This window comes from Chryseobacterium indologenes (assembly GCF_002025665.1).
Taxonomy (GTDB): domain Bacteria; phylum Bacteroidota; class Bacteroidia; order Flavobacteriales; family Weeksellaceae; genus Chryseobacterium; species Chryseobacterium metallicongregator.
In genome coordinates this window covers 2,131,625-2,155,570 of sequence record NZ_CP018786.1, presented here as the reverse complement: position 1 = coordinate 2,155,570, position 23,946 = coordinate 2,131,625, and the positions used below count along the sequence as shown (strand labels likewise).

Genomic DNA, 23,946 nt, shown 5'->3' with positions numbered 1-23,946 from the left:
AAATTATAAACACGTAATAAAATTCACTAATAATAATCTATTATTTTGTAAATTTGTTTCTCACCATGATTTGAATTAATTATTTATGAAAAGGATATTATATACTCTTTTTTTGCCTGTAATCATAAGCAGTTGTCAAAATAAGATTCCCCAAGAAAAAGCTGAAATACTTTATTTCGGAGGTCCTATTATAACTATGGAAGACTCTTCTCCACAAATTGAAGCTGTAGCAGTAAAAGACGGAAAAATACTTTTTGCGGGAACAAAATCGGATGCAGAACGTTTTTCAGAACCAGCGACCAAAATGATTAATCTTAATGGAAATACTCTTCTTCCCGGGTTTATAGATGTTCATGGACATCTTACTTCAAGAGCCGGGATGATGGATGTTGTAGATTTATCTCCTGAACCTTATGGTACAGTAAATTCAATTAAAGATTTACAGACTAGAATTAAAAACTATATTAAAGACAAAAAAATCACAGATAATATACCCGTTATCGGAAACGGGTATGATGATGCGATTATCGCAGAACATCGTCATCCTACAAAAACCGAACTGGATGCTATCAGCAAGACCAACCCTATTATAGTGATTCATGCTTCAGGCCATGCCAGCGTAGCTAACAGTGCCATGCTAAAGCTTCTGGGAATAACGGAATCATCAAAAGATCCTGAAGGAGGGCACATTGGCAGAGATAAAAAAACAGGAAAGTTGAATGGAAAATTAGAAGAGAATGCAAGTTTCACTGCTTTATTGACCTTAACAGAAAAAATGGATAAGGGTAAAAATACCGAAGCTCATGCTATGGAAAATCTGATGAAAGCCCAGGATGAATGGCTCAGCTATGGACAGACTACGATTTGTGACGGGAGAACGATGGGAGAAAGTGTTGCTCTACTGGAAAAAGCAGCGTCTCAGCATCTTCTTAAAGCTGATGTTGTTTACTTTCCTGATTATGAATATTTCAAAAAGGATTTAAACCGTTTCAAACCAAAGTATATGAAATATGAAAATCGTTTGAAACTAGCCGGGTTCAAATTTTCTGATGACGGTTCTCCGCAAGGAAAAACGGCCTGGCTCACTCAGCCTTACTTAGTTCCACCTGAAGGTCAGTCCAAAGATTATAAAGGGTTCCCTATTTTTACGGATGAAACTTTATATAACGATCTGAAAGTCCTTTTTCAAAATCACATCACTGCCCAGCTTCATGTAAATGGAGATGCAGCAATTGACCAGGCTATACGTGTTATTCAAAGATTAAAAAATGAAAACATTTACAAGCCGGAATTGCGGGCAACATTAATTCATGTACAGAACAGCCGACCTGATCATATTCAAAAGATAAAAGAATTAGGAGTAATCCCTTCTTATTTTTCTACTCATGCTTATTTATGGGGAGATTGGCATTATTCAAGTGTTTTCGGCCCTGAAAGAGCTTCTTTTATAAGTCCTGCAAATTCTGCATTGAAAGCAGGAATTACATTTACCATTCATCATGATGCTCCGGTTACACCACCCGATCTGATTACGGCAGTGTACGCAGCAGTGAATAGAAAGACACGGTCTGGAATGATTTTAGGCCCCAATGAAAGAATCCCCACGCTTGAAGCTTTGAAAGCAATCACCATTAACGGAGCTTATCAATTGCAGGAAGAAAACAGAAAAGGATCTATTAAAGTTGGTAAAATAGCTGATTTTGTTATTCTTGATCAGAATCCTTTAACCATAGCTCCTGAAAACCTCAGAAACATGAAGGTTCTGGAAACAATAAAAGAAGGAAATTCTGTATACAAAAGAAACTAAATCTGTTGATATAGAGTAAAATATTCACAAAAAAAGCAGATGATTTTTTCATCTGCTTTTTTTGTATTCTAGGGAAGAAAATCTTATCCTCCGAATTTATCTGCATAGTCTGTTTGAGAAGCTTTGATCACTTTTCTTGCGTGTTCAGCTCCGTAAACTTCCTGGATTCTGCATTTTGCAGGCTCATCCGGTAAGTTTTTATACGTCAGAAAGTAGTGCATTAATCTTTTTACTTCTGCTTCTGGTAATTCAGAAATATCTCTGAAGTGTCCGAAAGCATGGTCGTTAATCATTACTGCAACAATTTTATCATCCGCTTCACCTCCGTCGATCATTTTGAAACCTCCGATTGGAATAGCTTCCATCAATAAACCTCCAGCATGGATGTTGTGAGAACTTAAAACACAAATATCAAGAGGGTCATGATCACCCATAGTAACGTCAGTAGCTCCTGATTCTACAGCAAGTCTCATCACTTCTTTATCACAGTATGTTCTTGGAACAAAACCATATAAAGCAGGGATAATGTTAGAGAATTTCTGTGGTCTGTCTACCTTTAAGTATCCTGTTTCTTTATCTACTTCATATTTAATAGTATCTGAAGGAACAATTTCCACAAATACGTTGACAACATTTGGCGCATCTTCTCCTGCAGAAATTCCGTGCCATGGATGTGCTTTAAAATTTGGAATCATTATTTATCTGTTATTTTTTAAGTTATTATTAAAATTTCTTTTCTTAAATCTTCTATGGTTTCAGCAATATAATCGTTGCTTTCCATATAGTTCATGATGAAAATCGTTTTGAATTCATCCAGTTGAACTTCTCCTTTCAACCCGTCATACGTTTTGTGAAGGAGTTCTATAATCGCATTCTTTGAGTCAACGATATTCTTCCATGAATTTTTTGTAATGTATAACTGTTGTGAAGAGTTATACTCAAATTCTTCATTAATTGCTTTTTCCGTCAGAAAAATAAACTCGTGAACAGCCAGTCCCCTGTCGAACCTTTGGATAAGGTTTGAAGGTTTCATTCTGTCCAGAAACAATGTCATTCTTTCATAGGAATGTGCTTTGTTCTCTGAATTTGATTTCACGGTGAGTAGTTTGATTTCCTGGTTCTTAAGCGTGATGTATGAGTGTACAAATTGTCTGAGCAAAACCAGAAAAGGAATTGCAATAATCAATGCAAATGCATAGGGTAAATATCCTGAAAGACTCGTCATAATTTTAGACTGCAAAATTACTAATTATTTTCCGTCTTCTAAAGAGTTTTTAAAGATATCCACTTTAGAAATTTGTATATAGACCAATGCAAGGATAATTATAATATAAAAGCCGAGCATCATCCTATTTACCAGAGACGGGAAAACTAAGAATCTCAGCAAAACAGTCCCATAAATAATTGCAAAAAACAAGGTCTGGGACTGGTTCTTTTTATTATGAAATGAAAAACGATTCGCCAAAATAACTACAATAAAAATCAACAGGACTGGAAAATAGGAAGCATTGAACTGTAGCATTATATTACTTTTAATAAATTGAAAATAATCTGCAAAGGAAAATGGATCAGGCTGCGACACAGGATAAATCTGCACTTTGGTAAACTGATTCATAAAAAGTGTAGACCACGAAACCTGATTAAAGGCCTGTATTAAAAAGAAGGAAAGAAATATAAAGCCGTATGATATCAATAATGAACCTGTTTTAATCTGAAGATTATTCCTGTAAAAATAAATAAAGGCATACAGGAATGAATACAATATAAAATATTCCGGTCTTGTGAGCACACATAACATAGCCAATATGCCTGCAAAAAATAAATTTTTCCTCACTAAAAATATATAGAAGCTCGAAAGAAGAAGCAGACATGATAAAGAATCTGCTGAAACATGTCGTGCTGCCTCTGGCAAAGGCTTAAATAAAGAAATTAAAATGGTGATCAGGAGCGCAAGAGGATAATTTTTCAGAATTTTTATCAAGAAGCTGAAAATCAGGATAAGAATCAATACGTAAGAAATAACTGAAATCAAAGAAATAGATGTAGAAGCACTGAAACCAAGTTTAAACAATGACCAGCCGATAAAATTATAAAAAGGTTTTACCACAAAAAGCTGTAACTCTTCTTCGTAGGCTTTGGGATTTTGTGAGATTATTTTATAGTAAGTACTCTCCCCTTTTGCCACTTCCTCAACTATTGGATTAACAGGGCCAAGTCCTGCAAAGTCGGGATTCTTTTCTCTCAGTTCGTCATATACCTTCTGATGAATTTCTTCAATTTTCATTTCAGGATATTCCGTTCTATAAATCAATCCCATATAAGCTTCCATATCCGTGTTGTAATAATGATGGGTATACAGGTAGTATGACATCATGCATACATAGATTGAAAATATAAAAACAAGAATATTCTTCTTTTTTTCCATACACTGATATTATAAGAATACAAATGTAAAAAAACTATCTTTTTAAATCCGAATTCCTATAAAAGGCTTTACGAATAGGATTTTTTATATTAAAGTTCAAACAGAGCCGGTCTCTGTGTCACTTCATGGTAACAAACACTATTTTCATCAAAGAAATGGTAGACAAGACTTTTTCTCGTTCTGTTTTTATCTGTGTGAGGTTCTCCGCCGTGAAGAATATTGGCATGCCAGATTAATAAGTCTCCTTTTTTTGCTTTAAAAACTTCTTTCTTTAAACCTAATTCTTTTACTTTATCTTCAAGAAATGTTTCGTAGGCTCTGTAGCTTTTCTTACCAATTTTCAAAGATGTCCCTTCATTATCGTAATCAGAATTCAGGAAGTAAGGAAGTTTGTGGCTTTTAGGAATATAATGCAATGCTCCGTTATTTTCATCCACATCCTCCAGGGCAATCCATACTCCCAGCAATCCTCCCAATGGATATGTGGTCATGTGAATACTGTCAGAATGGGTTTTCTGCTGGCTACCGTTAATAAAATTGATACTTTGGAAAAGTTTTGATTTTCCGTCTAACAGAATAGATAAAAAATCTAACAGTTCTTTATCACTTCCAATATTTTTAATGATTTCTGAATGATGAATTGCAAACATCAGCTTACCGCCGTATATGAATTTCAAAGTCCCATCTTCCATTAATTTATCAATTTCAGTATTGATTTGATCCGCCGTTTCCGGAGTAAGGAAATTTCTCAGTATCATATAACCATTTTCATCATACTGAAGAGCACTTTCTTTATTTTCTTCGGAAAGCTTTTTAAAAAAAGGAGTTTCCTTGAGTTTGGTATCATCTAGTGTTCTTTCGCTAGCCGGAAGGTGCGCAAAATCTTTACTCGAAATACTTGAAAAATAGTTCTTATTGATTCCGTATTTTTTATATAATGGAATATTATGCTTTAATTTATTCTTTTTAAATAAGTTATAAAGCATGTATGATAATTTGTACTGACGAATCTGCTGTAACATAACTGTTTTACTAAGGATTTTATAAAGTTACGGAATATTAGTTAATTAGAACCAATCTAAACAATGCTTTTCATCATAAAAAAGACTTTCCTCTTAATACAAGATATCCTAACTTTTTGAAGAGGTTCTTTTTTGAATTCTCAATAATTCCATAAGGTCTTAATTCGGGACGAAATCCTCTGAAAAACTCTTCAATATTGGGTAGTTCTCCCCCTTCAAAATCAAAAACATGAGTTTCTATATTTTCTTTAATGAGATGATCGATCAATACGGATGCTCCTGATAATTTGACATAATCTTTATCATTAAAATTTCCTAAAAGCGCTACCATATTACTATCCGAATAAGTAGCAATTACGTTAACAATTTTATGCTGATAGTAAAAAGCTGTAAATTTCAGATATCCGGACTTATAAAAGCTTTCAAAAATCCTCATGAATTCAGACAGATCATGGTCTTTATTCAAACCTATAGTATTGGATTCAATAAAAGTTTTTGCTTTTTCATAAGAAATCATTTTAATTTCTGATTCTTTTAAAACAGCTTCATCTAACCGAAGTTTTCTTTTTCTTTTGGGTGAATATTTCGAATAGACTTTCTCATAGGCCTCAGGATATAATAAAAAGTTTTTCTTGATTCTGATCTTTGTACGAAGCTGATTGACATCGTTAAAAGGATACGCCCTGATCATGTAATTTTTTTCCAGATATTCTAAAAAAGCCTCATTTAGATCTAAATCATCTTTGCCGGAAAAAACACCAAGCTGCTGACAAAGTTTAGGATTGTGTACAATTTTCATCCCATATTTTCTTACAAAAGGGATAGGCATTACCGCTTCATAATCCTTATAAACAAGAATTTCCCAAGGCATTGTAGAAGTAGTGTCTAAAAAGTATTTTGTAGCAGAATATTTTCTTTGTTCGGAATTTTCTAAACATTGAGCGTATTTTACAAAATCAATTTCATGATATTTCAATCTTCTAATCATAATAATCCTGCGTCTGAGAAACTAAAATAAGAATCCTGTGTGACAATAATATGGTCTAAAAGCTGAATACTTAATGTATTTCCTGCTTCTTTTATTTTCTGTGTGATATTGATATCTTCCCGACTTGGTTTTAAGCTTCCGGAAGGATGATTGTGAGCAATGATAATGCCGGTTGAAAAATGATCCAATGCTAACTTATAAAGAGTTCTCACATCTACAATAGACTGGCTGATGCCTCCCTGCGTGAGTTGAGACACATGAATCACTTTATTACTATTATTAAGGAAAATCGCCCAAAACTCTTCTGTTCTCAGATCGGAAAGCTGATTTCTCAGAATGACATAGGCATCATGACTGTTTCCGATAATTGTTTTTTCAGGAATTTCCTGTACTGCCCTTCTTCTCCCAATTTCTAAAGCTGAAATAATTGAAATGGCTTTTGATTCTCCGATACCTTTGAATTTCATCAGATCTTTGGCAGAAAGCAAACTCAATTCATGCCAACTGTTATTGACAGAGGCTAAAATTTTTCTTGCTAATTCCAAAGCATCTTCCTCTCTATTTCCGCTGCCCATAATAATTGCTAAGAGTTCAGAATCAGAAAGTGAGCTTTTGCCTTTTTGCAAAAACTTTTCTCTGGGTCTGTCATCTTCGGCAAGGAGTTTTATGGCCATGGAAAAATAGTATAGATGAATAGTATCAATTAATAAAAAGCATATAAAATGACAGGTTTTGTAGACTTATCAATATATTTTGCTGTTTCTTTAAGTGCATTTACTGAAAGCATCGGGCATCCTAAGCTCAGACATGCAGGAGTTTGTGATTCTGTGTCAGGAATACATCCGTAAGAATGAAGAACTATTGCTCTTTGCAAGGCGTTGCTATTGGTAGCATCCAGCCCTGCCAGGCGATAAGCTTTACCGAACTTTCCTATATAGCTTTCTCCAATGACATATTTTCCAAGAGACGACTGATAAGAGCCTTCAATATTGCTGAATTTCAAAGCATCCGATTTTGCTATGACAGAGCCTGAACCATGAGAAACGACAGCCTGCTGCAGAATTGTATTATTTTTCAGGTTGTAGATAAAATAACGATACTTCCCGGAAGGGATTTTAAAGTTGATAAAAACAGCCAGTTCCTGATTGTACTCTTTTCCTTTAATATAATTTTTAATCTCTGAAATTCTTGTCTCAGGAATACCCAATGGGTTCAACTGCTGGGATTCAGCTTTTGAACAGGAAATTATAATTAAAAAAAGAAAAATAAAGTGTTTCATCATCCGGTTGTGTATACTACTCTATAATCATTCCGTCTTTCATAACGAGCTTGCGGTCTGTAATTTCTGCAAGATTCGGGTTATGCGTTACAATAACAAAAGTTTGATTGTATTTATCTCTAAGATCAAAGAACAATCGGTGAAGATCATCTGCATTCTTGGAATCAAGGTTACCGGTAGGTTCATCCGCAAAAATGATTTTCGGAGAATTAATTAAAGCTCTTGCTACAGCTACCCTTTGTGCCTCTCCACCTGAAAGCTGGTTGGGTTTATGATTCAGTCTTTGTTCAATCTTTAGGTCTTCAAATAAAGCATAAGCCTTTTCAAGAGCTTCTCTTTCGTTGGCTCCTGCTATTTTTGTCGGAAGCAAGACATTTTCCAGCGCTGTAAATTCTGGAAGTAGCTGATGAAACTGAAATACGAAACCGATATTCTGATTCCTGAACTTCGACAGCTGCTTATCATTCATATTAATAAACGACTCTCCTGCTATTTCAATCTCCGTATCATACTTACCAGATTGGGTTGGATGATCCAGCGTTCCTAAAATCTGCAGCAGTGTAGATTTACCTGCTCCTGATTCTCCCACAATAGAAACCACCTCTCCTGTTTTGATATGAATATCAACTCCTTTCAGTACTTCTAAATTCCCATAAGATTTATGGATATTTCTTGCTTTAATCATGATTCAAAAGTAGTGAATTGCCTGCAAATAAAAAACCGCTTTTTGAAGCGGTTTATATTTTATTTTGTTTTTAAAGATATCAAATTTCTTTAATCCATTTATAAGGGACTTTTCTATTAATTTTTTTAATTATTTCTGTCTTATTTTTTTTGTAAAAACTTTTGTAATATAAACTTTTTTCTAAACCCATAAGGTTTTTGAAACCTTAGGGGTTTTGTTAGGAGTCTCCATTTCTATTTACCAAAAACCAAAAAAACCTCCCGATTTGGGAGGTTTTACTATTTTCAATTCAGAAAATTACAGTAACAAAGTTAATGGACTTTCCAAATATGTTCTTAATGTCTGTAGGAACTGAGCACCTGTAGCACCGTCTACCACTCTGTGGTCACAAGCCAATGAAAGTTTCATGGTGTTTCCAACTACGATCTGACCATCTTTAACGATTGGTTTCTCGATAATTGCTCCTACTGAAAGGATTGCAGAGTTTGGCTGGTTGATAATACTTGTAAACGTTTCGATTCCGAACATTCCTAAGTTTGAAATAGAGAATGTAGATCCTTCCATTTCGTTAGCTTTAAGACCTTTGCTCTTAGCTCTTGAAGCCATATCTTTTACAGATGCAGAAATCTGAGTATATGTCATCTGATCTGTATTTTTCAATACTGGAACTACCAATCCGTCTGGAATAGCTACAGCTACACCGATGTTGATATTTCCTCTGTGAATGATCTTGTCCCCTGCCCAGCTTGAATTTACCTGAGGGTGTTTTCTTAAAGCAATTGCAGTCGCTTTAATAATCATATCGTTGAAAGAGATTTTAGTATCCGGAAGAGAATTGATTTCTTTTCTAGCCTCGATCGCTTTATCCATATTGATCTCAACCATCAGATAATAGTGAGGTGCAGAGAACTTACTTTCAGAAAGACGTTTTGCAATGATATTTCTTACCTGAGAGTTTGGAGTCTCTGTATCTTCACCCTGTACAAAGCTTACTGCAACCGGAGCAGCGCTTGCTGCCGGAGCTGAAGCAGCCGGTTTTGCAGCTGGCTGATAATTTTCAATGTCTTTTTTAACGATTCTTCCGTTTTCACCAGATCCCTGAACACTGTTGATATCAACTCCTTTATCCTGAGCCATTTTCTTAGCCAGCGGAGAGATTGCTACTCTGTCAGAAGATGAAGAACTGGCAGCCGGAGCAGCTTTTTCTTCAACCTTTGCTTCTGCTTTTTGTTCAGCTGGTTTTTCAGTTGACTGACCCGCTGCTTTTGGAGCACCTACAGCGGAAACATCTGTTCCTGCAGGGCCAATAATTGCCAATACGGAATCTACCGGAGCAGCACCTCCTTCTTCTACACCTTGCTTCAATAATACTCCATTGAATTCAGATTCGAAATCCTGTACTGCTTTATCTGTTTCGATCTCAGCAAGAAGATCTCCTTCTTTTACTGTATCTCCTACGTTTTTGTGCCATTTAGCAACCTTACCTTCTGTCATTGTATCAGAAAGTCTTGGCATTGTAATAATTTCTACTCCTGCCGGAACTTCTGCAGCAGGCGCAGCAGTTTCTGCTTTAGGCTGTTCTTCTGATTTTTTTTCTTCAGCTTCTGCAGCGGGAGCAGCAGCCCCACCTGTCAATCCTGAAATATCTTCTCCTTCATTCCCGATAATAGCTAAAACAGAGTCTACAGCAGCAGCACCTCCTTCTTCTACACCTACGTATAAAAGGGTACCTTCTATTTCAGATTCGAAATCCTGAACTGCTTTATCAGTTTCAATTTCAGCTAAAATATCTCCTTCTTTTACTTTATCTCCTACTTTTTTATGCCATTTTGCCACCTTACCTTCCGTCATTGTGTCGGACAGGCGGGGCATCGTAATTACTTCTGCCATAATTTATTTTAATTTGAAAATTTAGCAATCTGAAAATTTGAAAATTAAAAAAGGACATAATCTATCACATTTTCAAGTTCTCAAATTGTCAAATTAACTCATTATCTTTTAGTTTTCTAATTTGTCTAAGAATGGATAATCTTCCTGAGCATATACATACTCATAGATTTTTTCTGCATCCGGATACGGAGAGTTTTCCATAAATTCGATACACTCTTCAACAAAGTCTCTGGACTTGTTATCCATAACTTCCAGTTCTGCTTCTGTAGCCCATCCGTTTTCTAAAATTCTATGTTTTATCAATTCGATTGGGTCATCATTTTTATGAAGAGCTACTTCTTCTTTAGATCTATATGGCTCGGCATCAGACATAGAATGTCCTCTGTAACGGTAAGTTCTTGCTTCAATGAAAGTAGGTCCGTCTCCTCTTCTTGCTCTTTCAATAGCTTCGTAAGCCGCTTCTGCCACTTTTTCAGGATCCATTGCATCTACAGCAAGACAAGGCATTTCGTATCCTAATCCTAATTTATAGATATCTTCGTGGTTGGCTGTTCTTTTTACAGAAGTACCCATTGCATATTGGTTGTTTTCTACAACAAATACTACAGGAAGTTTCCAGTTCATTGCCATGTTGAAGGTCTCATGTAAAGAACCTTGTCTTGCAGCACCATCACCAAAGAAACAGATGTTTACTGCTTTTCTGTCGAAATATTTATCTGCAAAAGCAATACCTGCACCTAATGGAATTTGTCCTCCAACGATACCATGTCCTCCGTAAAAACGGTGTTCTTTACTGAAAATGTGCATAGATCCACCCATACCTCCGGATGTTCCGGTAGCTTTACCACAAAGTTCCGCCATGATTCTTTTAGGATCTACTCCCATCGCCATTGGATGGATGTGACATCTGTAAGCAGTAATCATGCTATCCTTTGTAAGATCCATTGCATGTGTAAACCCGGCAGGGATAGCTTCCTGACCGTTATACAAATGTAAAAATCCTCTGATCTTTTGTTTTAGGTAAAGAGAACGGCATTTGTCTTCAAACCTTCTCCACATTGTCATATCTTCATACCACTTCAGGTATACCTCTTTAGAAAATTCTTTCATGTGTTAGCTCTTGCTTTTTTATGATGAAATAGTTGAGCAAAATTATGAAAAAAACTTTGTTTTTATTCTATACATAGATAACTTTTCGATTTTTCTGCAAAATCTATTTGCGGGCTGTATGGATTATTCTTAATTTCCGACCCCCTGGAAGAGTGATAAAGCTACGTTTTATCCGTTACATTCTTTTCGTCAAATCTTAGAAATCATCCTATCCATAAGACTTTCCCGAAACAACATATAATTCGGAAACATTAGGATTCTTTATATTTCGTTCTCCTATTTCATTCCTCTTTAATTATTGTTAATATATATTTTGGTTATTTCAACAACTTCTTTTCGGGGGAAAAATCTGTAAGTTTCAGGCTTCTGTCTTCAATTTCATTGACGAAATTACCATATTGTTTTGCCGTTCTGGCTTTAATTTCCTTCCATTCTTTATCTGTCATAAATCCTTCCCACGCCATTTTCATTGCATGTTCATCTTTCCACTCAAGCAGGTAAACAAATTCTGTTTTTTCATTGAATTCCGATTCCCAGATCGACACAATGGTAAATCCATATTTCTTCATGATTCTCAAGGCATGATCTCTGAAGCGATCCAGAAAAACCTGTTTATTTTCTTTTGGAATTTCATAGATTCTTAATTGATGGACAGGTTGTGGTGTAGAAATATTTTCCCCTGAAACCTTTTGTCCAAAAACTAAATAACCTGATAATATAAATAAGTATGTGAATAGATATTTCATGATAATAATGATTAAAACAGATCAATTAAAATTAAACATTTCTTGCAAAACTTAATACTAATTTAAAGACGCAAAAATATTTCACTCCATTAAAATCAACTGGTAATCAAACAACTTACCCATTAAATCAACTATTCCATCTCATGGTTTTCATTTGATTTTTGAGGTTATAATAGTATATTTGGTTTTTAAACTTGATTATGGAAGAAAAACAATCTTCATTATTACACAAAATTTCAAAAGTCATCTCTGATTTTTTTAATCCTTTGGTCTCTCTGATCATTTTCTTTATCTATATGAGCATCAGAGAATATTCCCTTAAAGATTCTATCCTTTATTTTCTTCCTGTATTATTAATGATCATTATCCCGGTTGTGATATGGCTGGTGTGGAATGTAAAGACGGGAAGATATACCAATATGGATGTTTCCAACCGTGTCCAAAGGAAAACGTTATATATATTTATTGCAGTCTGTGTGATCGCCTATCTTCTTTTTAATTATATCAGAAACGGATATATAGATCTTGTCATGCTATTTATCCTGGTGCTTCTTTTCGCTCTTCAGATCAGCAATCTTTTTATAAAAAGCTCAATGCATACAGCGTTCAATGTATTTGTAGCAGCGCTCTTTTTCTCACTTGACTGTAAAATGGGTCTTGCGTGGCTGGGAATCGCTATTTTAGTCGGAATCACCCGTATTATTTTAAAAAGACATACCGTAAAAGAAGTATTTATGGGGGCTGGAATAGCTTTTCTGGTATCTTTTATCTATCTTTATTGCAATATTCAATTTCAACATTAGAATACTCTATGAAAATAAATCATCTTACTGCCGCAGAAGAAAACTTTATGAAGCTGTTTTGGAGAATGGAATCTTTCTATCTGAAGGACGTTATGGAGCAGCATCCGGAACCGAAACCACACCAGAACACGGTTTCCACTTATTTGAAAATATTAGTTGAAAAAGGTTATCTCTCCACTGTAAAAGAAGGAAGAATCTTCAAATACAGCGTGCTTGTTCCTTTAGAAGAATATAAAAAATTCCTGTTAAAAGAGCTTTCACATAACTTTTTTAATAATTCAGGGAAGGAAATTCTGGAGCTCCTGTTAAGTGAAAAATTAATCTCCCAGGAAGATATGAAAGGTTATTTTGATCTTAAAATCGAGATAAAGCCAGCCAAAATCGAAGAACCTAAGTTTGAAGTAGCTGAAGAAATCCTGAATCCTAAAAAAGAAAAGAAGACCAAAGGAAAAGAAAAAGACAAGGATAAGGATAAAAAGAAAAAAAAGAAAAAAGATTAATCTAAACCTTAAAAACACCAAATCATGAAAACAAAATTCCAGGAAACTCTAAGCCGGGCCAATGAAGTCATTTTTCGATATCCAATGATTTTGGCAATGGCTTTATTAGCTGCTATTGGCACCATATGCATTGTGGAAACGGAGCGTAGTGAAATTACTTCTTATATTAAGTTCACCATTTGTTCCTGCCTCGGAATTTCTCTGATGTTTGCACTAAAAATGTTGTCACAGAGAATCGGGAAAGAATTACTACTACACGTATCCGGTATAATTTTCCTTATAGGTTTTTATTACATTCTGCCTGATAAAAAAAACAGTTTTACAGAAGTCTATGCTTATATCATTGCTGTTACAGCTCTTCTCTCCCATCTACTGGTATCATTTGTTCCGTTTCTGGAGAAAGACAGAGAGCTAAGATTCTGGCAGTACAACAAAAATCTTTTTATCAATATCTTTCTCACTGCCGTATTTACTGGAGTTCTGACAGGCGGTATGGAATTAGCAATCTTAGCCGTTGACAAACTTTTTGACTTTAACTTCCATGACAGAATTTACAGAGATACATTCTTTGTTCTCTCTATTTTTGGAAGCAGTTTTATTTTCCTTTTATTTAATGATAAAGGATTAAATAACCTTGAAAAAGACGGCACCTACCCTGTTGTTTTGAAGTTTTTCACTCAGTTTATTTTAATTCCGTTACTCCTTATCTATGTAACAATTCTTTATTTCTATTCTGTTAAAATATTAATCAACTGGCAGCTTCCAAGAGGCTGGGTTTCTTACCTTGTTTTAGCCTATAGCATTGTGGGTATCCTTGCATTACTTCTGGTTCACCCGTTAAAAGAAGAAAACGCAAAATCCTGGGTCAGAATATTTTCAAAAGCATTCTATTATACCATTGTTCCTTTGATTATTCTGCTTTTCACGGCTATTTTTACCAGAATTTTAGAATATGGATATACAGAACCTAGGTATTTCGTTCTCCTGCTTGCTCTATGGCTGTTAAGCATTGTTGTCTACTTTATTTTCAACAAAAAAGCTACGATAAAGTTCATTCCTGTCAGCTTATTTTTATTTGGCGCTTTTGCATTGATTTTCCCTTACCTTAATGCATTCAGTGTAGCTAAGAGAAGTCAGAAAACAGAATTGATGAATATTTTAAACCAGCATCAGCTAATGAGTGCCGGCAAGATAAATTTTCAGAAAAAAGTTACTGATACTGTTCGTAATGAAATTGCTGATAAATTTGAATTTCTGGCTGAAAGAAGGCAAAGTGAATTCCTATCAGCTCTCCTGAACGAAAAAGATCAGGCTGAATTAGCAGATAATATTGAAAAAGGTACATTTTATAGTATCAATTACGACATTCAGAGTAAGTTCTCAGATGTGAATGTCACCGCAAAAAACAGAGCATATGAAATGAACAGAATCGTTCTTGTTCGTGAAGAACAGGCTGTAGAACTCGGGAATTATCAGTATTTAATTTCTTTCCATCGTTATAGCAGAGATCCTCAAAAACTGAATGATGACCAGTTTGAGCTGACAGATCAGCTGACAGAAGAATCCTCGTTAAAATTAAGTTTAAATTCTAAAGAAGAAGTAGACTTCGGACCACAGATTATTAAATTATTTGAGAAAAATAAAAACAAGAAAGGAAATGTAGTAATCCCCGAAATTGCTATGGAATCTGATTTAGGAAAGTATCACGTTAAACTTATTTTCAGTGAAATTACAAGAGAAAAGTATTCTGACAATGACACTGCCAGTATTTATTACGAAAATGTTTACATCCTTATCAAATTAAAATAAGCATTAAAATAAAAAAAGAGACTACCTTGTGGATAGTCTCTTTTTATTTTATCTAAATAGTTTGTTATCTATTAGTTCCTGAACTCCACAATGGAGTATAATCGTTATAAACTACTAAGTTTCCGTCATTTTGCACAGAAAGCTTGTTGGCTCCTCTGCGGGAAGTATTTGAGCTCCATACTGCTTTATTGTAAGAATCATAAACAACAAGATTTCCATCTGCCTGGAACTCCGCTCTGCTTCCTTTATTATCTGTTCCGGATGCCCAGATAGAATCTCCGTTATCATAGGATAAAACCAGATTTCCGTCATTTTGGAAAGTCAAATAATAGCTGCCATTAGGAGAGAATACTTTTGTTCCTTTACGGAATTTGTACCCAGTACTTATATTCCCATTTCCACGGCCAAAGCCATTGTCTCTTCCACTATTTTTCAAATCGCTTTTTGAGGCCCATAGCGGATTGGAACCATTATAAATGACAAGATTCCCGTCATCCTGAATAGTTAATCTTTCAGCTCTTCTTCCATTAGTATTAGAACTAAAAGCCACCCCATTTCCGGGAGTATAAACTACTAAGTTCCCGTCATCCTGAAAAACAGCTCTCACTCCTCTATTATTTGTTCCTGTATCCCACATTGCAACTCCGGCTCTGTTATATAAAACCAGATTACCATCATTCTGAAAGGTCAAATAGTATCGGTTGTTACTTGCCCAGTATTTTCTGTTTTGTTCTATGTTCTGCCCAGTATAAATGTTTTGTGCATTAATTAATAATCCACCAAACACCATCATTACGACTAATAAATGTTTTTTCATTATAATTACTTTTTGATTGATTGATAATTTTCTAAAATTATGCCAAAACATCATAATATTTCAACCCAAGTTATAATTAAATGATTTACTGGAAATTAAATTCCATAAAAAAAGCGGCTTAAAAGCCGCTTCATATTTTTACCAACGATTTCCGCCTCCGCCACGGTTGTTACCATAGCCTCCGCCTCTATTGTTGTTGTTACCATAACCTCCACCTCTGTTGTTATCGAAGCTTCTTCTTGGCTTCTCTTCTCTTGGCTTAGCTTCAGATACGTTTAGAGTTTTTCCGTTAAATTCTTTTTGGTTAAGAGCTTCAATAGCTTGCTTTCCTTCTTCATCACCCATTTCTACGAAACCGAAACCTCTGGAACGACCAGTTTCTCTGTCTGTAACGATTTTAGCTGATGATACATCACCAAATTCTGCGAATAGATCGTGCAACTCATACTCTTTAGTTGCGTAATTGATGTTTGAAACAAAAATGTTCATTTTAAATAAATTAAAAAATTAATAAAAATTTGGTATATAAAAGAAAAACAACATAAATTAATGAACAAATATTGATTCCAAATATAAACGTATGCAAGATACAATTAAAAATTTCAAATCAAAGCTTTTTTTAAATATTTCTCACATTATGTTGAATCTAAAAACAAAAAAAGCATACAAAACAAGCGTAATTAATTAAAAATCAATTAATTAGATAAAAATAAATTTTATTATAAAATTAGTTAAAGATTTAAAACAAATACTAACGTTGAGCCCTCAAAATCAAGTTAATATGACATACAACATTCTATTTATCAGTTTCCTTACCGCCCTATTCTTAATAAAATTTTAAAACCTGAACCTAAATATGAAACTATACACCACAAATTATACCAACACACTCATTGAAGCTGCCGAAGATTGTCCTGTTTTCCGTGCACAGATTCCTCCGGAAAAAAAGGAAAAAACACTCGCTAATCTCCAATATGAGAAACTTATAAAAAGTCCTTATCAATATTCTTCTGATGATCTAATTTTTGAATGCTATGCCATTAAAAATGAAATTTCAGAAAACGAGAAAGAGGATGAAAGGGAAAAGTTCTTTTCCAAAGGCCAACCTTGTCTGCGGTGTTCTCCTTTGGCGAAAAAATATGGATTTGGATTTCATCATAATCAGGAAGGAAAAGTCGCCCTGATTACCATAGAAAGTGAAGAATATCAAATATTGCTGAATGATTCTTCCATAGCAAAAACGAAAGCCATGCGTTCCAAAAGAAAATGATTGAGAAAATGAATGATTCTTTTCAGATCAATAAATACTATTCTTTTGAAAAGATCAGCTTTTAACACTAAATTTGTACTGCAAATTATTAAAAGATATGAACTACCATACCAGAAAATGGGTGAAACCCGAAGACTTAAACCCCAATCATTCACTTTTCGGAGGAAGACTTCTTCAATGGATTGATGAAGAAGCTGCACTTTATGCTATTATTCAATTAGAAAACACAAAAGTAGTCACAAAATTTATTTCTGAAATCAACTTTGTCAGCTCAGCCAAACAAGGAGATATTATAGAAATAGGAATTGAAGCTACTCATTTCGGATCCTCTTCTATTACTTTAAGATGTGATGTAAGAAATAAAATGACTCATCAAACCATCATTACTGTAGAAAGAATTGTTATGGTAAACCTTAACGAAGAAGGCAATCCTGCTCCTCATGGCAAAACCCAGATAGAATTCGTAAAAGACAGGTTAAACAACAGCCTATGAAGATTTTCATAAAGAATATGGTCTGCAACAGATGCATTGCTGCAGTAGAAAATATTTTCCGTAATGCAGATATAAAAACAGCTAATATCTTACTGGGAGAAGTAGAAACGGAAGCTGATGTTTCTCCTGAAAAAATGCAGATCATAGAAAAAGAACTGCTTGATACAGGTTTTGAAAGGATTATGGATTCTGCTCATCAGACTGTGGAAAAAATCAAAAACCTGATTATTGTAAAAATAAGCGACCTTGATATCTCGGAAGACTTCCTGCTTTCCGAATTTTTAAGTTCAAAACTTCACAAGGATTACAGTGCTCTTTCCAAAACATTTTCTCAAAACGAAAATATCACATTAGAGCAATTCTTCATTCTTCAGAAAATAGAAAAGGTAAAAGAACTTCTTTTATACAACGAATTCAATCTTACTGAAATTGCAGGAAAGCTTGGTTATAAAAGTGTACAGCATCTTTCTTCCCAGTTCAGGAATATAACCGGATTCACTCCTACTGAATTCAAAAAACTCAAAGAACACAATCGCAAAGCGCTTGACAATCTATAAGTTTGAGTGTTTGAGCGTTTAGGGGTGAAGAAGTTAAACATTCCTATTTCACTTACAAACGCTCAAACGCTCCCACCCTACAACTCTCAAACCCTCTTACTCTTATACTCTCCTACTCTCAAACTCTTTCACTCCACCTAATTTTATAACTATTATCCTTAAATTTATAACAACCTTAGGTTTCCATTTTGGAAATTTGTACTATAAATTTAAGAATCATGGAACAACAGTATAAAATACTCGGAATGACCTGTTCCGGCTGCCAGAAAAAAATTTCCAATCAACTGAACAGTGTTGATGGTGTTAAAGCCGATGTTAATCTGGAAACTCATACCGCAACCATCACTTCTGATTATGGTGTGACACTTTCGGCATTAAATGATGCCCTGGCAGAAATAGGAAAATACAGACTTGAAGATCCCAATCATCCTGAGACAGCATTCATAAAACCTCAGGACCGTGTATCTCCGTCTTCGGTATACTATTGTCCAATGGAATGTGAAGGAGATAAAGTATATTTCAAACAGGGCGAAAGATGTCCTGTCTGCAAAATGTATCTGGTTCCTATTGAAGAAAAGCTTGCTAAAGATCCTAATCATCAACCAACCTATTCATCAACCAACCTTCCTGAAAACTTTAAAGATAGTACCGGGAAGCATTATTGTCCGATGTTTTGCGAAGGGGATAAAGTATATGATGAAAAAGGCAGTTGCCCTGTTTGTCATATGGATTTAGAACCGATTACGGAAGAACTTGCCCAAAAAGCAAATTCTCACCAGCATCATTCTCATTCTCACAGTCATCATGATCACCACCACAGCCATAGTCATGAAACCCCTAAAGTAACTGATGAAATGGCAGGCAGATATTACTGTCCGATGTATTGTGAAGGTGATAAAACCTATGACTCCAATGTAGGATGTCCGGTTTGCGGAATGGATCTTGTAAAATATCCTGAAAAGAAAACCGCAAAATATACCTGTCCTATGCACCCGGAAATCATTCGTGACGAACCGGGAGACTGTCCGATCTGCGGAATGGATCTCATAAGAATGCCCGACAGCAGTGATGATGATGAAGATGAAACCTACACTATATTAAAAAGAAAATTCATTACTTCACTGGCGTTTACTATTCCGGTTTTCATTCTTTCAATGGGAGGAATGTTGATCAACTTCCCTTTCTCTCATCAGATTCAAGGATTTATCGAACTTGCTTTAACACTTCCGGTGATGTTTTATTCAGGATGGTTTCTATTGAAAAGAGGCTGGGTTTCCTTTAAAACATGGAACCTCAATATGTTCAGTCTTATTGCACTGGGAGTGGCTGCAGCCTTTATTTTCAGTATTGTAGCTCTGATATTTCCAGACATTATTCCACATGAAATTCGTGGACATAATCATGAAATCCCGTTGTATTTTGAAGCAGTCTGTGTGATTTTAACCCTTGTCATTTTAGGTCAGCTGATGGAAGCAGCGGCTCATAAAAAAACAGGAAATGCCATCAAAGAATTAATGAACCTTTCACCGGATGAAGCCAACCTTATGGTAAATGGTGAAGAAAAGAAAGTTCTGCTTTCTCAGGTAAAAATAGGCGACTTATTAAAAGTAAAACCTGGTGAAAAAATTCCCGTAGATGGAAAAATCACCGAAGGTAATTCTATTGTTGACGAAAGCATGATCACCGGAGAACCCATTCCTGTTGAAAAAAATGTAGACGATAAAGTATCTTCCGGCACAATCAATGGTAATCAGGTATTTATTATGAAGGCAGAAAAGGTAGGTGATGAAACCTTGCTTTCCCAAATTATTAAAATGGTTAATGAAGCCAGCCGCAGCAAAGCTCCAATCCAGAAACTTACAGATAAAGTATCAAAAGTATTTGTCCCTGTGGTAATTGTTATTGCAGTACTTACTTTTGTACTGTGGCAGTTTTTCGGTCCGGAAGGAAAAAGAACTTTATTTGCTTTCGTAAATGCGGTTGCCGTTTTAATTGTGGCTTGTCCTTGTGCTCTTGGGCTGGCAACTCCGATGTCCTTAATGGTAGGAATCGGGAAAGGTGCTAAAAACGGAATCCTTATCAAAAATGCAGAAGCACTTGAGCAGATGAATAAAGTAAATGTTTTGATTACCGATAAAACAGGAACTTTAACAGAAGGAAAACCTTCAGTAGAGCATATTGAAACAATAAACGGAGATCAGCATCAGATTTTAAAACTGGCTTTTTCTTTGAATCAAAATTCTGAACACCCACTTTCCAATGCCGTAATAAAAAGAGCAAAAGAAGAGAATCTGACGGCGGAAAAAGTAGATCAGTTTGAGAATATCTCAGGAAAAGGAGTGAAAGGAAATATCAACGGAAAGACAACTTATCTTGGAAATGAAAGTCTCCTGACCTCTCATCAGATTATGATTCCTGACAGCTTAAAACAGAAAGCAGTAGAAGTTCAGTCTAAAGCCCATACGATTTCCTATATCGCACAGGATCAGCAGGTGCTGGGATTCGTAAGTTTTACAGATAAAATCAAAGAAAGCTCCAAAAAAGCTGTTAAACAGTTGATGAGTGAAGGAATAGACATCATCATGATGACAGGAGATAATGAACATACTGCCAAAGCTGTTGCTGATGAATTAGGAATTAAACATTTCAAAGCCAACTGTCTTCCTGAAGATAAGCTGAATGAGGTAAAGAAACTCCAACAGCAAGGTAAAATTGTAGCGATGACCGGAGACGGGATCAATGACTCTCCTGCCCTTGCCCAATCTGATGTGGGAATTGCCATGGGAACAGGAACAGATGTTGCGATTGAAAGTGCTGAAATTACTTTATTAAAAGGAGATATCTTAGGTGTTGCAAAAGCAAAACTATTGAGTGAAAAGCTTCTCAAAAACATTAAAGAGAACCTGTTCTTTGCTTTCATTTATAATGTTTTAGGAGTTCCGGTTGCGGCAGGATTATTGTATCCATTCTTTGGAATTCTTTTATCACCAATGATTGCAGCTGCAGCAATGAGTTTCAGTTCCCTGTCTGTGATACTGAATTCATTGAGACTCAACTCCGTGGATCTGGATATAAAATAATATCATGACAAAAGAAAATCTTTACATAGGATGTTCGGGATTTTACAATAATGACTGGAAAGGGTCTTTATATCCTGAGAATGCCCAAAGTAAAGATTTTCTTTCTTTATATTCAACAACGTTCAATGCCGTAGAAATCAATTCTACTTTTTATAGGAAACCAACCTCAAAAACATTGTTGAAGTGGTATGATGAAACCCCTGATGATTTCAGATTCTTCATTAAAATTCCCAAAGCCATCACCCATCAAAACCGGCTTGAAAATTCCAAGGATGAAATTGCTCTATTCTGTAATCACATTCAAAGTAATCTGAAGGATAAACTTTCCGGATTTCTATATCAACTTCCTCCTTCCTTTACAAATTCCGCAGAGAACACAGAACGAATCATCAACAATATTGATCATAGACTTCTGAATGTCATTGAATTCCGACACAACTCATGGTGGCAAAAAGAAGTATTTAATCTTTTAAAAAAGCACAATATTGTCTTCTCAGGTGTAAGTTTTCCTGGCAATCTTCCCGAAGACCTTATTATTAATCATTCGGAGATACTTTATTATAGACTTCATGGAAAACCTGTTCTTTACAAATCAGAATATCGTAAAGATTTTATGGATGCATTGGCTGAAAAGATTAAAAATACCACGCAAACCTCATTTATTTTCTTCAATAATACCTGGGGAATAGCAGCTATTAAAAATTCGCTGTATTTAAAAAGCATCTTAAAATAAAGATTCTATAAAAATTATCTTTTTTTTGTTAAAATAAAATAATTCTCCGTTCAATGAAGAATATTAAAACATCAATGTATATAGAGAAAAACCATTGGTTTCGCATTTATAAATGTTAAAAAATAAGAAAAACAAAATCATATAATTACAATTCAATTCTTATTGGAAATCGCCTTTAAAATAAAGTTCTTAAAATAAACTTAAAAAGAAAAATAACTGCACAGCATGGCATATAATTTGTTAACTTTCAATTGTTATTTTTAACGATTTTTAACAATTTAAAATTCCATTACCTTTATGAGAAAAATTTTTGCGGGAAAGTCAAAAAATGCGACTTTTCTAGGGATGTTTGCATTGATGAGTGCAACTTCGGCTTTATTGTATAGCTGTAATTTTAAAAATGAAGTGAATAACGACCCCGTCGTCAGTTCACAGGAACATCCTTCCGCAGAAATAGTCCCCAATATGGACGATGAAGGTGTAGACCCGGATAAAAGAGTGATCTACCTCACCTTCGATGATGGTCCCAATCAGGGAACCGAAAATCTTTTAAAAATTCTGGACAAAAGAAATGTTTGTGCAACCGCCTTTCTGGTAGGAAAACATGCTTATGGAAGTAAAAAACAGAAGGATGATCTGTTGTTGCTTAAGCAAAACCCTTTGGTAGAGCTAGCCAATCACAGTTTCTCTCATGCCCATAACAAATACACCGATTTTTATAAAAATACTGAATCAGTAGTCCATGATTTTGATATCGCCAAAGACAGCCTGAAGCTTACTGATAAAATAGCAAGAACTCCCGGAAGAAATATCTGGAGGCTCAACAATATTAACGTAACTGATATCAAAAGTTCTACTGCAGCAGCAGATGGTCTTAAGAAAGCAGGTTATAAAGTTATCGGCTGGGATCTTGAATGGAGACCTTCTCAAAAAATGACTTTAAAAGGAAGTCATGAAGCCATGATCAAGAAAGTAGACAGTATTTTCCTGAACGACCTTGAGAAGACTTCAAGACACCTGGTATTCCTTACCCACGACCAATATCTGAGAGATGCAGACTCTATCAATGAACTGGATATGTTTATTGAAAAATTGCAGAAGAGCAACAAGTTTGTGTTCAGAAAAATCTCTCAGTATCCAAAGATCAATGAGGTCCTGAATTAATTTTACAGTAAAAGTACCGTGTAAAATGTATTCATAACTGGCAACTGTCAGGGAATTTTCGGAAATTTGCATCTATGAGTATTAAAGAAAATTATAAAGCTATAAAAGACCAGCTGCCATCAAATGTTCAGCTGGTTGCTGTTTCAAAAACCCACCCGGCTTCTGCAGTACAGGAAGTATATGATATCGGGCAGAAGGTTTTTGGAGAGAATAAAGTACAGGAACTGATGGAAAAAGCTCCTCTTCTCCCTCAGGACATCCAATGGCACCTAATTGGTCACTTACAGACCAACAAAGTGAAGTACATTGCTTCTTTCATAGATACTATACAAAGTGTGGATTCTGAAAAATTATTGACAGAAATCAATAAAGAAGCAGGAAAGCACAACAGGAAGGTTAAAGTTCTTCTGCAAGTAAAAATCGCGGCGGAAGAAAGTAAGTTCGGACTTGAAATTTCTGAAGCGAAAAATCTTTTCCAACAATCTATTGAAGGCAGTTTTCCCAATGTGGAGATGACTGGTTTAATGGGAATGGCAACATTCACAGATGATGAACAGCAGATTAGAAATGAATTTTTAATCCTAAAAAAGCTTTTTGATGAATTAAATCAATTAAAAACATTAAATACCTTATCAATGGGAATGAGTGATGATTTCCCGATAGCGATCGAGTGTGGAGCTAACTCTGTGAGGGTTGGATCTGCCATTTTTGGGAAAAGAGACTACTCGAAATAGAATATTTAGGTACAGTTTTTGCTAATAATTGAAA

The 23,946-nt window shown here is 35.1% G+C and carries 24 protein-coding genes; 11 read left to right on the top strand and 13 right to left on the bottom strand.

The window, feature by feature from the left end; all coding sequences use genetic code 11:
- Positions 1-85: 85 nt before the first annotated feature.
- The gene (locus tag BUE84_RS09750; protein WP_079241459.1) at positions 86-1,807 is read left to right on the top strand and encodes an amidohydrolase; all 1,722 of its coding nucleotides are present in this window, start codon (positions 86-88) and stop codon (positions 1,805-1,807) included.
- 83 nt (positions 1,808-1,890) lie between these two features.
- Here BUE84_RS09750 and BUE84_RS09745 read toward each other — a convergent pair whose 3' ends face one another.
- The 11 genes from BUE84_RS09745 to BUE84_RS09695 all read right to left on the bottom strand — a co-directional run bounded on the left by BUE84_RS09745 (position 1,891) and on the right by BUE84_RS09695 (position 11,952).
- Complete coding sequence (locus BUE84_RS09745) at positions 1,891-2,502, bottom strand: inorganic pyrophosphatase (RefSeq protein WP_047375226.1); 612 nt, start codon at positions 2,500-2,502, stop codon at positions 1,891-1,893.
- Between the two features lie 17 nt (positions 2,503-2,519).
- Entirely contained in the window at positions 2,520-3,032 is a 513-nt protein-coding gene (locus BUE84_RS09740) for a hypothetical protein (protein ID WP_062670185.1), read from the bottom strand.
- A 24-nt stretch (positions 3,033-3,056) separates the two neighbouring features.
- Positions 3,057-4,232, bottom strand: coding sequence for a hypothetical protein (locus BUE84_RS09735; protein ID WP_079241458.1), 1,176 nt, complete (start codon positions 4,230-4,232; stop codon positions 3,057-3,059).
- A gap of 89 nt (positions 4,233-4,321) precedes the next feature.
- Entirely contained in the window at positions 4,322-5,254 is a 933-nt protein-coding gene (locus BUE84_RS09730) for a phytanoyl-CoA dioxygenase family protein (RefSeq protein ID WP_079241457.1), read from the bottom strand.
- Positions 5,255-5,327: 73 nt separating this feature from the next.
- Complete coding sequence (locus tag BUE84_RS09725; RefSeq protein ID WP_079241456.1) at positions 5,328-6,242, bottom strand: hypothetical protein; 915 nt, start codon at positions 6,240-6,242, stop codon at positions 5,328-5,330.
- Entirely contained in the window at positions 6,239-6,916 is a 678-nt protein-coding gene (gene radC, locus BUE84_RS09720; protein ID WP_079241455.1) for a RadC family protein, read from the bottom strand. The genes BUE84_RS09725 and radC overlap by 4 nt, the downstream gene beginning before the upstream one ends.
- 29 nt (positions 6,917-6,945) lie before the next feature.
- Complete coding sequence (locus BUE84_RS09715; protein WP_079241454.1) at positions 6,946-7,524, bottom strand: murein L,D-transpeptidase catalytic domain-containing protein; 579 nt, start codon at positions 7,522-7,524, stop codon at positions 6,946-6,948.
- Between the two features lie 13 nt (positions 7,525-7,537).
- The gene (locus BUE84_RS09710; RefSeq protein WP_047431228.1) at positions 7,538-8,206 is read right to left on the bottom strand and encodes an ABC transporter ATP-binding protein; all 669 of its coding nucleotides are present in this window, start codon (positions 8,204-8,206) and stop codon (positions 7,538-7,540) included.
- A gap of 297 nt (positions 8,207-8,503) precedes the next feature.
- Positions 8,504-10,096 (bottom strand): pyruvate dehydrogenase complex dihydrolipoamide acetyltransferase, encoded by a 1,593-nt coding sequence (locus BUE84_RS09705; RefSeq protein WP_079241453.1) that lies wholly within the window; start codon positions 10,094-10,096, stop codon positions 8,504-8,506.
- 108 nt (positions 10,097-10,204) lie between these two features.
- Complete coding sequence (gene pdhA, locus BUE84_RS09700) at positions 10,205-11,206, bottom strand: pyruvate dehydrogenase (acetyl-transferring) E1 component subunit alpha (RefSeq protein ID WP_034696713.1); 1,002 nt, start codon at positions 11,204-11,206, stop codon at positions 10,205-10,207.
- Positions 11,207-11,523: 317 nt separating this feature from the next.
- Entirely contained in the window at positions 11,524-11,952 is a 429-nt protein-coding gene (locus tag BUE84_RS09695; protein WP_079241452.1) for an NIPSNAP family protein, read from the bottom strand.
- 200 nt (positions 11,953-12,152) lie between these two features.
- Between BUE84_RS09695 and BUE84_RS09690 the strand changes: the two genes are divergently transcribed.
- The 3 genes from BUE84_RS09690 to BUE84_RS09680 are packed head-to-tail and all read left to right on the top strand — an operon-like array spanning position 12,153 to position 15,064.
- Positions 12,153-12,755, top strand: a complete 603-nt coding sequence (locus BUE84_RS09690; protein ID WP_079241451.1) for a phosphatase PAP2 family protein — start codon at positions 12,153-12,155, stop codon at positions 12,753-12,755.
- Positions 12,756-12,763: 8 nt separating this feature from the next.
- Positions 12,764-13,255, top strand: coding sequence for a BlaI/MecI/CopY family transcriptional regulator (locus tag BUE84_RS09685; RefSeq protein ID WP_079241450.1), 492 nt, complete (start codon positions 12,764-12,766; stop codon positions 13,253-13,255).
- Positions 13,256-13,279: 24 nt separating this feature from the next.
- Complete coding sequence (locus BUE84_RS09680) at positions 13,280-15,064, top strand: DUF4153 domain-containing protein (RefSeq protein WP_079241449.1); 1,785 nt, start codon at positions 13,280-13,282, stop codon at positions 15,062-15,064.
- 64 nt (positions 15,065-15,128) lie between these two features.
- Here the strand turns inward: BUE84_RS09680 and BUE84_RS09675 are convergent, their stop codons facing one another.
- Positions 15,129-15,881 carry a hypothetical protein gene (locus BUE84_RS09675; RefSeq protein WP_158521352.1) on the bottom strand — a complete coding sequence of 251 codons (753 nt, stop codon included), beginning with the start codon at positions 15,879-15,881 and terminating at the stop codon, positions 15,129-15,131.
- Between the two features lie 138 nt (positions 15,882-16,019).
- Positions 16,020-16,370 carry an RNA recognition motif domain-containing protein gene (locus tag BUE84_RS09670; RefSeq protein WP_034696719.1) on the bottom strand — a complete coding sequence of 117 codons (351 nt, stop codon included), beginning with the start codon at positions 16,368-16,370 and terminating at the stop codon, positions 16,020-16,022.
- A gap of 367 nt (positions 16,371-16,737) precedes the next feature.
- On the opposite strand from BUE84_RS09670, the gene BUE84_RS09665 reads away from it, so the two are divergent.
- The 7 genes from BUE84_RS09665 (at position 16,738) to BUE84_RS09635 (ending at position 23,912) form a co-directional block, all read left to right on the top strand.
- Positions 16,738-17,151 carry a DUF6157 family protein gene (locus tag BUE84_RS09665; protein ID WP_079241447.1) on the top strand — a complete coding sequence of 138 codons (414 nt, stop codon included), beginning with the start codon at positions 16,738-16,740 and terminating at the stop codon, positions 17,149-17,151.
- 97 nt (positions 17,152-17,248) lie between these two features.
- The gene (locus BUE84_RS09660) at positions 17,249-17,644 is read left to right on the top strand and encodes an acyl-CoA thioesterase (RefSeq protein ID WP_034696721.1); all 396 of its coding nucleotides are present in this window, start codon (positions 17,249-17,251) and stop codon (positions 17,642-17,644) included.
- On the top strand, positions 17,641-18,201 hold the full coding sequence (locus tag BUE84_RS09655) for a helix-turn-helix domain-containing protein (RefSeq protein WP_079241446.1): 561 nt from the start codon (positions 17,641-17,643) through the stop codon (positions 18,199-18,201). The genes BUE84_RS09660 and BUE84_RS09655 overlap by 4 nt, the downstream gene beginning before the upstream one ends.
- Positions 18,202-18,419: 218 nt before the next feature.
- Positions 18,420-21,281 (top strand): heavy metal translocating P-type ATPase, encoded by a 2,862-nt coding sequence (locus tag BUE84_RS09650; RefSeq protein ID WP_079241445.1) that lies wholly within the window; start codon positions 18,420-18,422, stop codon positions 21,279-21,281.
- A gap of 4 nt (positions 21,282-21,285) precedes the next feature.
- Positions 21,286-22,014, top strand: coding sequence for a DUF72 domain-containing protein (locus BUE84_RS09645; RefSeq protein ID WP_079241444.1), 729 nt, complete (start codon positions 21,286-21,288; stop codon positions 22,012-22,014).
- 297 nt (positions 22,015-22,311) lie between these two features.
- Positions 22,312-23,178 (top strand): polysaccharide deacetylase family protein, encoded by an 867-nt coding sequence (locus BUE84_RS09640; protein WP_079241443.1) that lies wholly within the window; start codon positions 22,312-22,314, stop codon positions 23,176-23,178.
- A gap of 74 nt (positions 23,179-23,252) precedes the next feature.
- Positions 23,253-23,912, top strand: coding sequence for a YggS family pyridoxal phosphate-dependent enzyme (locus BUE84_RS09635; RefSeq protein ID WP_079241442.1), 660 nt, complete (start codon positions 23,253-23,255; stop codon positions 23,910-23,912).
- Positions 23,913-23,946 lie beyond the last annotated feature (34 nt).

What these genes read in the sequence shown, in the direction of transcription:
- BUE84_RS09750 (WP_079241459.1), top strand. Translation starts at nt 86, where the DNA reads ATGAAAAGGATATTATATACTCTTTTTTTGCCTGTAATCATAAGCAGT.
- BUE84_RS09745 (WP_047375226.1), bottom strand. Translation starts at nt 2,502, where the DNA reads ATGATTCCAAATTTTAAAGCACATCCATGGCACGGAATTTCTGCAGGA.
- BUE84_RS09740 (WP_062670185.1), bottom strand. Translation starts at nt 3,032, where the DNA reads ATGACGAGTCTTTCAGGATATTTACCCTATGCATTTGCATTGATTATT.
- BUE84_RS09735 (WP_079241458.1), bottom strand. Translation starts at nt 4,232, where the DNA reads ATGGAAAAAAAGAAGAATATTCTTGTTTTTATATTTTCAATCTATGTA.
- BUE84_RS09730 (WP_079241457.1), bottom strand. Translation starts at nt 5,254, where the DNA reads ATGTTACAGCAGATTCGTCAGTACAAATTATCATACATGCTTTATAAC.
- BUE84_RS09725 (WP_079241456.1), bottom strand. Translation starts at nt 6,242, where the DNA reads ATGATTAGAAGATTGAAATATCATGAAATTGATTTTGTAAAATACGCT.
- radC (WP_079241455.1), bottom strand. Translation starts at nt 6,916, where the DNA reads ATGGCCATAAAACTCCTTGCCGAAGATGACAGACCCAGAGAAAAGTTT.
- BUE84_RS09715 (WP_079241454.1), bottom strand. Translation starts at nt 7,524, where the DNA reads ATGATGAAACACTTTATTTTTCTTTTTTTAATTATAATTTCCTGTTCA.
- BUE84_RS09710 (WP_047431228.1), bottom strand. Translation starts at nt 8,206, where the DNA reads ATGATTAAAGCAAGAAATATCCATAAATCTTATGGGAATTTAGAAGTA.
- BUE84_RS09705 (WP_079241453.1), bottom strand. Translation starts at nt 10,096, where the DNA reads ATGGCAGAAGTAATTACGATGCCCCGCCTGTCCGACACAATGACGGAA.
- pdhA (WP_034696713.1), bottom strand. Translation starts at nt 11,206, where the DNA reads ATGAAAGAATTTTCTAAAGAGGTATACCTGAAGTGGTATGAAGATATG.
- BUE84_RS09695 (WP_079241452.1), bottom strand. Translation starts at nt 11,952, where the DNA reads ATGAAATATCTATTCACATACTTATTTATATTATCAGGTTATTTAGTT.
- BUE84_RS09690 (WP_079241451.1), top strand. Translation starts at nt 12,153, where the DNA reads ATGGAAGAAAAACAATCTTCATTATTACACAAAATTTCAAAAGTCATC.
- BUE84_RS09685 (WP_079241450.1), top strand. Translation starts at nt 12,764, where the DNA reads ATGAAAATAAATCATCTTACTGCCGCAGAAGAAAACTTTATGAAGCTG.
- BUE84_RS09680 (WP_079241449.1), top strand. Translation starts at nt 13,280, where the DNA reads ATGAAAACAAAATTCCAGGAAACTCTAAGCCGGGCCAATGAAGTCATT.
- BUE84_RS09675 (WP_158521352.1), bottom strand. Translation starts at nt 15,881, where the DNA reads ATGAAAAAACATTTATTAGTCGTAATGATGGTGTTTGGTGGATTATTA.
- BUE84_RS09670 (WP_034696719.1), bottom strand. Translation starts at nt 16,370, where the DNA reads ATGAACATTTTTGTTTCAAACATCAATTACGCAACTAAAGAGTATGAG.
- BUE84_RS09665 (WP_079241447.1), top strand. Translation starts at nt 16,738, where the DNA reads ATGAAACTATACACCACAAATTATACCAACACACTCATTGAAGCTGCC.
- BUE84_RS09660 (WP_034696721.1), top strand. Translation starts at nt 17,249, where the DNA reads ATGAACTACCATACCAGAAAATGGGTGAAACCCGAAGACTTAAACCCC.
- BUE84_RS09655 (WP_079241446.1), top strand. Translation starts at nt 17,641, where the DNA reads ATGAAGATTTTCATAAAGAATATGGTCTGCAACAGATGCATTGCTGCA.
- BUE84_RS09650 (WP_079241445.1), top strand. Translation starts at nt 18,420, where the DNA reads ATGGAACAACAGTATAAAATACTCGGAATGACCTGTTCCGGCTGCCAG.
- BUE84_RS09645 (WP_079241444.1), top strand. Translation starts at nt 21,286, where the DNA reads ATGACAAAAGAAAATCTTTACATAGGATGTTCGGGATTTTACAATAAT.
- BUE84_RS09640 (WP_079241443.1), top strand. Translation starts at nt 22,312, where the DNA reads ATGAGAAAAATTTTTGCGGGAAAGTCAAAAAATGCGACTTTTCTAGGG.
- BUE84_RS09635 (WP_079241442.1), top strand. Translation starts at nt 23,253, where the DNA reads ATGAGTATTAAAGAAAATTATAAAGCTATAAAAGACCAGCTGCCATCA.